Source organism: Candidatus Neomarinimicrobiota bacterium (genome assembly GCA_034716895.1).
Lineage (GTDB): Bacteria > Fidelibacterota > UBA8477 > UBA8477 > JABMPR01 > JABMPR01.
This window is the reverse complement of record JAYEKW010000017.1, coordinates 24,817-33,071: the sequence shown is the minus strand read 5'-3', so window position 1 is coordinate 33,071 and position 8,255 is coordinate 24,817. Positions and strand designations below refer to the sequence as shown.

Genomic DNA, 8,255 nt, shown 5'->3' with positions numbered 1-8,255 from the left:
GCTTGTACAGCAGGAGCCCGGTTCGCATTGCTGACAACAGCCAGTACATCTGATGTATCGCGTAGTTGTTGCAAGGAGATTCCGATTACTAAATCCTTGTAGGAGGTGTTGACTTCAGTACCCTGGTTATCATAAAAATGCCCACAAATCTCACCAACAACCCCTTTTGCAGTTAAAGCTTTCATGTCAGAGGGAGCAATAAACGCCCGATCTAAAAATACGGAGTCAGAGCTAATTCCCACCCCGACAATGGCGAGATCTACCTTGTCCATATAGTTTAGTACAGATCTAATCTGATTATGGGATGTGAAAGCATTGAAGGTTGCAATGTCTGCTGTGATGGCAGGTGCCTGGATGCTGCAGGAAGTTCCATTCCATTTTTTTGCTAATTTACGTGTAATCTCGAAGGCATCATCACCCTGAACATTATTACTGATGTGGCCCATTGCCTGGACGAATATCACATTGGTGGCTGGGGCTCCTGGCTGCATATTTTCAACCAAGCTTTGGATATGGCGACCTGCGGCAACACAGACAGTATGTCTGGATTTGATCAGGCTGCTTATATCAGGCGCGGAAAAATATCCGATGGCCTGTCGCTGTTGCACAAGGTTCCGACGCGCACTGGAATTGATCACAATGACATGATTCAGGTTAAATGACTTCTTCAATTGTTTCTCGAGATCATGATCTCTGGGTGAAAATGGTTTTACGCTGATCTGAACAATATTTCGTTTGCGCGCTTCACTAAGCAGGCGTGAGACATTGGCCTGAGAAATGCCAGCCAACTGGGCTACCTTTGCTTGTCCAAGATTTTCTACGTAATAAAGAGAGGCTACCAGGATGAGTAATTCTTCTTTTGTGGGTTGCTTGTTTGCCATTTGTATAGACCTCCTGATTGGTTACCGCCCACCGATAGCTATGCTGCCAGTAGAGCACTACAAAATGCACTATACGTGAATAAATATCCAGCAATTTGTGTTAAATGTTAGAATTATTTTAAATTTTCTAAAACGAAGAATAATATTGAAACACTTCAATAAGCAAGTGACTGTTGGCTAATGTGGGATCAATAATAGCTATTGACTTTTGAGGTTATAATGTGCAACATAACAGCTGAATCAATATTTATGAATAATTATGCATAACAGCTTATTTTTTCACTTGACACATAGGGAACAGTGCTCAGTTAGTATCGGCGATCAGGCTAAATGTTGCAACTTTCTGAATGCAAAAATATATATAAAGCTTAGTTTAGATACTTCAAATTAAACTGCTTTTAAACAAGGAATAGCTATGCGTAGCAAACTGATATTTTACCACATTTTCCTTCTGATAACCCTAAGTGCTTTTGCTATTGCAGGGACGACCGGAAAAATCATGGGGCGAATTACGGATCAGGAAACCGGTGAAGCGATAATCGGAGCAGATGTTTACCTCCCTGATATCGGTCAGGGATCAATGACCGACCTTAAAGGTGACTATTTTATTATTGGTGTTCGTCCAGGCACCTATACCCTGGTATGCTCATATATCGGCTATCAAAAAACCAGTATAACTGATGTTTTTGTTAATGTCGACCTAACTACCAACATTAATATTGAAATAATCCCGGAAACGCTGGAGGGAGAAGAAGTCATCGTTGTTAGCAAACGTGTGGTCGTTGAGAAAAGTCGTACAAATACAACAGCCTACGTTTCAGCCGAAAAAATTGCCTCCATGCCTGTCCAGGAAGTTAGTGATCTGATCCAGTTACAGGCGGGTGTCGTTCAGGATGCCGGCGGAGGCTTTCATATCCGAGGTGGACGAGGCGGCGAAATAGCCTACCTTATCGACGGAGTTCCCGTAACGGATCAATACAATGGTGGCAGTTCCATTGGCCTGGAAAATAGCTGGGTCCAGGAGCTCCAGGTTATCAGCGGGACATTCAATGCTGAATACGGACAAGCCCAGTCAGGTATCATCAATGTTGTAACCAAAGAGGGTGCCCGGAAATTTTCAGGAAATATCTCAGTTACAACAGGAGATCATGTTTCTGCGTCAGACAAAATATTTTGGAATCTCAACACAGTCGGCTTAAATGAGAAAAATATTTCTAGCAGCTTTCAAGGTCCCCTGTTCTTTCTCCCAGACGGCTCATTTTACAGTTCTGTTCGTTACCGGGAAACAGATGGCTGGCTTTATGGCCGCAATAATGTCAGGATCGAAGATACTGTACCGATCCAGGACTATATCAACGAAGCCCAAAAGACCCAAACCCAGGATGAGCGATCCTATGGCATTGCAGTTCCCGATTCTCTTCAAACAGGAGATGGCACTTTTGTCCCGATTGATGGCAGGTCCAAGGTCTCCGTCTACACCAAGATCACCACCAAGGTCTTACCCTCGCTTAAATTGAGATATTCGCTTTTCTACACCACTGGAACAGGTAGATCATACAGTGATTACAGACGTTTTTCCCCGGATGGCGTCAGAACCTGGTACGATGATAGTTACAATCATATTTTCAGCGTTAACCATGTCCTGTCCAACAGCACCTTTTACACCATAAATTTTTCCAAATATTCAAAAAACACACAGGCTTATTTATTTGAAGATCCCCTTGATCAAAGATATCGATCAAGTCCCTTCGCCGATCAAAGTTTTAGTTTTGGGGGTACCCAGAATGGTCGCTACGACATCACCCGGTCAGCCCTGTCTGTCAAGGGGGATTTTATCTCTCAAATCAATCATACCGTACAGATACAGTTCGGAGGAGAGATCAAGAGACATCACCTGGACTACTACAGCTTAACGACGGTGGCGGAAGGCTCCCTATACGAGGAACCCATCCTACGCTTACCAGACCAGAATACATCCGGGTTTAACCATTATGAAGTTAAACCGATTGAGGGAGCTGGCTATTTCCAGAGTGTCATTGAATCTGAAGATATAATCGTCAATATGGGTCTGAGATTTGACTACTGGGACCCCAGTGCGCTAATCCCCGTTAATCTGAGAGCTGAAACAGACACGGATAATGGGATCAGGTTGGATTCTGAGCTGGAGCCCGGTATGACTCGGCAGCAGTTGAGTCCCCGCTTTGGTTTGGCGTATCCTATCTCCGATCGTGGCGTTATTCACGTCTCCTATGGTCACTTCTTCCAGTTGCCCCGCTTTAATGCCATCTACAATAATTACGAATATGAAATTAAGCTGGGTGGACTCCAAACAAAAATGGGCAATGTGAATCTGAAGCCGGAGAAGACTATCGGTTACGAAATTGGTCTACAGCAGCAGCTCACAGATGTGTATGGTCTTGAACTGACCATGTATTACAAGGATATCAGCAACCTGTTAAGCCAGGAGATCATCAGTACCATTGACAAGAAAGTCTATGCTCGCTACATCAATCGTGATTATGGCAATGTCAGGGGTGTAACCTTCACATTGAATAAACTATACTCCAACTTTTTCTCAGCTAGCGTGGATTATACCTATCAGCTAGCCAAGGGAAATGCTTCTGATCCCAATGCTATATTCAATGCCTATAACGCTAACAAGGAAACAGAAAAACAGGTTCTGCCCCTGGATTGGGATCAAACGCACACTTTGAACGCTTCGTTCTCCATGAAGACACCTTCAGGGATAAATATGGGAATCATCGGTCGTTTTGCTACCGGTCAACCCTATACACCATCCAGTCCTGGTTCTGCTCTTGATACTCAATTTGAGAATAGTGATCGTAAGCCGACGACTCATAATTTTGATCTCAATATCCATAAGACCCTTAAGCTCAGTGCTTTTAAGGTGAAGCTTTTCTGCAAGGTCTTTAATCTTACGGATCAATTGAATCAACGCTATGTGTATTCAAGTACCGGGAATTCCGAGGCTCCTTATCGAACTATCCCGGCCACTGAAGTGTTAACCCATAATCCTAATTTCACCATCGCTGAAGTGGATCTTAGGCCCGATTTCTATTCGGAGCCCCGCCGGGTACTAGTAGGTATTCAAGTCAAGTTTTAGGCTAAGAGGAAACTAAATGTTACGTCAATTACGCCCCCTGACCTTTTGGATAATTTTGATGCAGGTTTTATCTGTCAGCCTACTGTATGGTGGAGCAGAAGATCGTCGAACCGGAATCCATGATGGAAATTTGGTTTATACCCGATACTCAAATTACGGGAACCTGGGTGACCGTTATGAGAACCCTCGCATGGAATGGCCTAAAGGCTCAGGCATGGTCTATGGTTTTGAATTTATCATGATCGCCGCTGCTGAAGTTGAGGATATAAATGGAGACCCGGTCAAAATTTGTTCGGAAAGCTATTCCCACCCGGTTAGTCACGATATTTCACCGGATGGCACCCATCTCTGGAACTGGCAACCATTGGATGGCTACTTCAATAAGGGGGCTGAAAATAGTGATGAATATCCGGCCATGAGCCATAAAGCGGAAACCTGGCCCCTGAACTGGCCCTATGATTATCCTGGAGATCAAGGCTCCCGTGATGGTCTCTGGAATGGTGAATTCGGTGCTTATACCCGAGCAGATCAAGAAAGTTATTATGTCATGGATGACCGGGATAATGATGAATTTGAGTACTATCCTTTTATCGGTAGCTCAGTCGATTCCGCTGGATATCCCAATGGTCGACGAGGTCTTGGTTTTGAGGTGAAGGTGCGCGGTTATGAATGGGCTGCAGTAGAAGCCGAGGATATCCTTATTGTTCGCTATGATATTGCCAATGTGAGTGACAAGAATTTAGAGACAGTCGTTTTTGGCATGTACGTCGATGCCATGGTGGGGGGGACCAGTGATAACCCGGATTATGCCAGATTTGATCAATTTGATGACATCACCTATTGCTGGGATTTTGACGGGATCGACAACCGTGGTATCCCCGGTCTGGGCTATTTTGGCTATGCCTTTTTAGAGAGTCCCGGCGACCCCTTGAATGGTATAGATGATGATGAAAATGGTCTTATTGACGAACGGCAGGACAATGATCGCGGTGAATATATTTTTGGTCCCATTGGAAATTATGGTGATCCCAAAAATCACTGGAGTGGTGACGAAGACGGCGATTGGCGCATCTACGAAGATTTTAATGGCAATGGGATCTGGGATATGGGCGAAGCCATTCTGGATGATGTGGGAAATGATGGTATCGGGCCTTACGACCAGGACTATCCCGGTCCGGATTCAGATCAATCAGAGGCCAATGGTGTACCAGATCCGGGTGAACCAAATTTTGGTAAACAGGACAACGATGAATCAGATCAGATCGGTCTTACCAGCGTAATTCTGTTGGAACCCCAGAGCCTGAAATATGATGACCGAACCTTTAATCAGATGACCCCCGGACTTTTCACTTATGTAGATCCGGCAAACCTGGCCTTTATGTATGGTTCCGGGTACTTCAGTTTGCCCAAAGACGAAACGCGTAAGTTTGCCATTGCAAATCTTTTTGGGACGGATGAACAGGATATTTTCCGAAACAAACGCACCATGCAGCGGATCTATGATGCAGATTACAATTTTGCAAAACCACCCTTGAAACCCGTGTTGACAGCTGTGGCTGGTGATGCGAAAGTGATTTTAAAGTGGGATCATAGTGCTGAACGTTCCATCGATCCGATCTATGGAAAAGACTTTGAAGGGTACCTGATTTATCGGTCAACTGATCCATCCTTTAACGAGATCAAGACCATTACCGACGCCTATGGAAGTCCCATTTTCTGGAAGCCTCTAGCCCAGTTTGATCTGGTCAATGATCTGGCAGGACCGCATCCCGTGGAAATTACTGGAACAGGTGCTCATTTTTATATAGGGGATAACACGGATCTTGAGTATTTCTATGAGGATCTGGATGTTCAGAATGGCCGTACTTATTACTATGCTGTTTGCTCTTTTGACAAAGGCTATGATGAAGACTTTTATGATAGAGGTATTGTTGAAGCTGATCTTCTCGCTTCCATCGCTCCAGTTGAATGCACCAAGATCATTCAGACCGATTCCTGGGGAGACATAAAATTTGTAGATCGGAATTGTGCAGTCGTTGTTCCCAATGCTCCCAGTGCTGGCTACATACCCGGTAAGACCAGTGATGTTGAACATATTGGCCTGGCAACGGGAGCTTATGATGTAAGCGTTATGGTCCCGGACAGTATTGCAGATGACCATGAATATGAGATCACCTTTACTGACACAACCCTTGGTCGCTATACAGCCAGTGTTTCGATCCATGATTTGACTGATGACGTTTTAATTCACCATGTAACACCTTATGATGAATTTGTGTTAAGTAGTGAGATCATTAAAGGAATGCAGTTTGATCTTTTCAATGATTCAGCAGAAGTTGCCGAGACCAAATGGTTGGTAGGTAATTCGAATATAGAAATTGAAACAGAGTTGTTGTGGTCGCCAAAATCCATACCTCTACCAGAGGACTTTGAGATCAGGGTTTACACAGCCAACACAGACACTTCCTATAATCCCCTTATTTTTCTAAGAACACCGGTAAATTTTCAAGTATGGAATACAACCCGGAATGAACAGTGGGATTTTGAATTCTCTGAAGCAATTCACAAGGACAGTACACTCAATGGCGGTGACCGGATTGTAATCGTATTCAATGCCCAAGGCTTTTTGTTTAACACAGCCTGGGAATTCTATTTCCGAGATGACACATCGATGACGGATGTTATTATTCCCCAACCTGGTGATGTGTTCTCTCTGACTGTTACCAAACCGTTTAATTCTGATGACACGCTGAGGTTCTCAACAACGGGCTCGAAAATGTCTACCCCGCAGGCTACGGACGATATGGATAACATCTATGTTGTCCCTGATCCTTATGTGGTTACAGCCAGTTGGGAGAAACCTCTTTTCTATGCCAGTGGTCGCGGTGAACGACGGATCGATTTTGTTAATCTACCCCAGGAGTGTACGATTCGAATTTTTACCATGAGTGGTAAACTGGTGAGAACCCTGGAGCACTCAAGTACCATGACTCAAGGGACTGAAAGTTGGGACCTGATCTCCAGAGATGGTCTTTCCGTGTCTTTTGGAATGTACATCTTCCAGGTCGAGGCCGAGGGAATTGGAAGTAAAGTGGGCAAATTTGCATTGATCAAATAGATCAGAACGAATATTTCGTACTGGAGCAATACATGTTGGTAGTGAAAAAGAATCATTTAAAAAGCGCCTTAATTCTGTTATTGAGCGTATTCAGTGTATCCCTTTTTTCCCAGACGGGTGAGGAAACCTATGCAGACCCGACCTATACTGAGGCGGTTTCAAATGTAGGAACATCGGCGGCGGCTTTTCTGGAGATCGGAGTGGGAGCCTATTCCCAGGCAATGGGTGGTGCTTTTACCGCCATCGCCAATGATGTAACGGCTCTGTACTGGAATCCGGCTGGCATTACCCAGTTGAATAATATCTCCCTGTCAGTGAATCATACCCAATGGTTGGCTAGTACCAGTCATGATTATTTTGGGGCAGTGATTCCTTTTTCTGGAAGATTTTCCGCTGGTTTAAGTATCAATGTTTTGAATTATACCGATAAACAGCCGGTTCGAACCATCCAGCTGCCAGATGGAACAGGCGAATATTATGCTGCCTCTGATATGGCACTGGCTGCAACACTGGCAGCCACCATCACTGATAAATTCTCCTTCGGTATCACAACCAAATACATATTACAACAGCTTTGGCATGAATCAGCCCATGCCATGGCAATAGATGTTGGCGTATTATATAAAACCAGGATCGAAGGTCTGCAGATCGGTACTACCATTGCCAACTATGGTTCTGAAATGCAGATGAGTGGTCGAGATCTTCGACGAGCTTACGATGCTGATGAAGCGCATTACTCCAATGATCGTTTGAATATTATGCTGGAGACGGATCAATTTCCCCTGCCCCTGCTTTTTCGGTTTGGATTAGCTTATTCCCTTTCAATGCTTAATGGTCATAATTTAACCTTCGCAACAGACCTGAATCACCCCAGCAATAGCGTAGAATCATTGGATCTTGGTTTGGAATGGGATTTCAGGCAGTTACTAGTAGCGAGGGTTGGCTATAATTCTTTGTTCGATGACAGTAGTGAGAATGGTTTATCAGTAGGCTTTGGAATCACTCCCAAATTAGGCAACTCAATGCGAGTCGGTTTCAATTATGCCTGGTCTGAATGGGGCCTTTTGGGTAACGTACAGCGCTTTTCAATAGATTTACTTTTCTAGGAAAGAGACATTGCCTGTTGAATTTC

Annotated in this window: 4 protein-coding genes; 3 read left to right on the top strand and 1 reads right to left on the bottom strand. The window is 44.3% G+C overall.

Annotation, left to right across the window (positions count from 1 at the left end; translation table 11 throughout):
• Positions 1 to 881: sugar-binding domain-containing protein (locus U9Q77_01595; GenBank protein ID MEA3286058.1), on the bottom strand; the 881-nt coding region annotated here is incomplete at its 3' end.
• A 415-nt stretch (positions 882 to 1,296) separates the two neighbouring features.
• On the opposite strand from U9Q77_01595, the gene U9Q77_01590 reads away from it, so the two are divergent.
• Genes U9Q77_01590 through U9Q77_01580 form a run of 3 tightly spaced genes read left to right on the top strand, consistent with a single transcriptional unit; the run spans position 1,297 to position 8,229 of the window.
• Positions 1,297 to 4,005, top strand: coding sequence for a TonB-dependent receptor (locus U9Q77_01590; GenBank protein MEA3286057.1), 2,709 nt, complete (start codon positions 1,297 to 1,299; stop codon positions 4,003 to 4,005).
• Positions 4,006 to 4,021: 16 nt separating this feature from the next.
• A complete protein-coding gene (locus U9Q77_01585) occupies positions 4,022 to 7,123 on the top strand; it encodes a hypothetical protein (GenBank protein ID MEA3286056.1) in 3,102 nt (1,033 codons plus the stop codon).
• A gap of 32 nt (positions 7,124 to 7,155) precedes the next feature.
• Positions 7,156 to 8,229, top strand: a complete 1,074-nt coding sequence (locus tag U9Q77_01580) for a PorV/PorQ family protein (protein MEA3286055.1) — start codon at positions 7,156 to 7,158, stop codon at positions 8,227 to 8,229.
• Positions 8,230 to 8,255 lie beyond the last annotated feature (26 nt).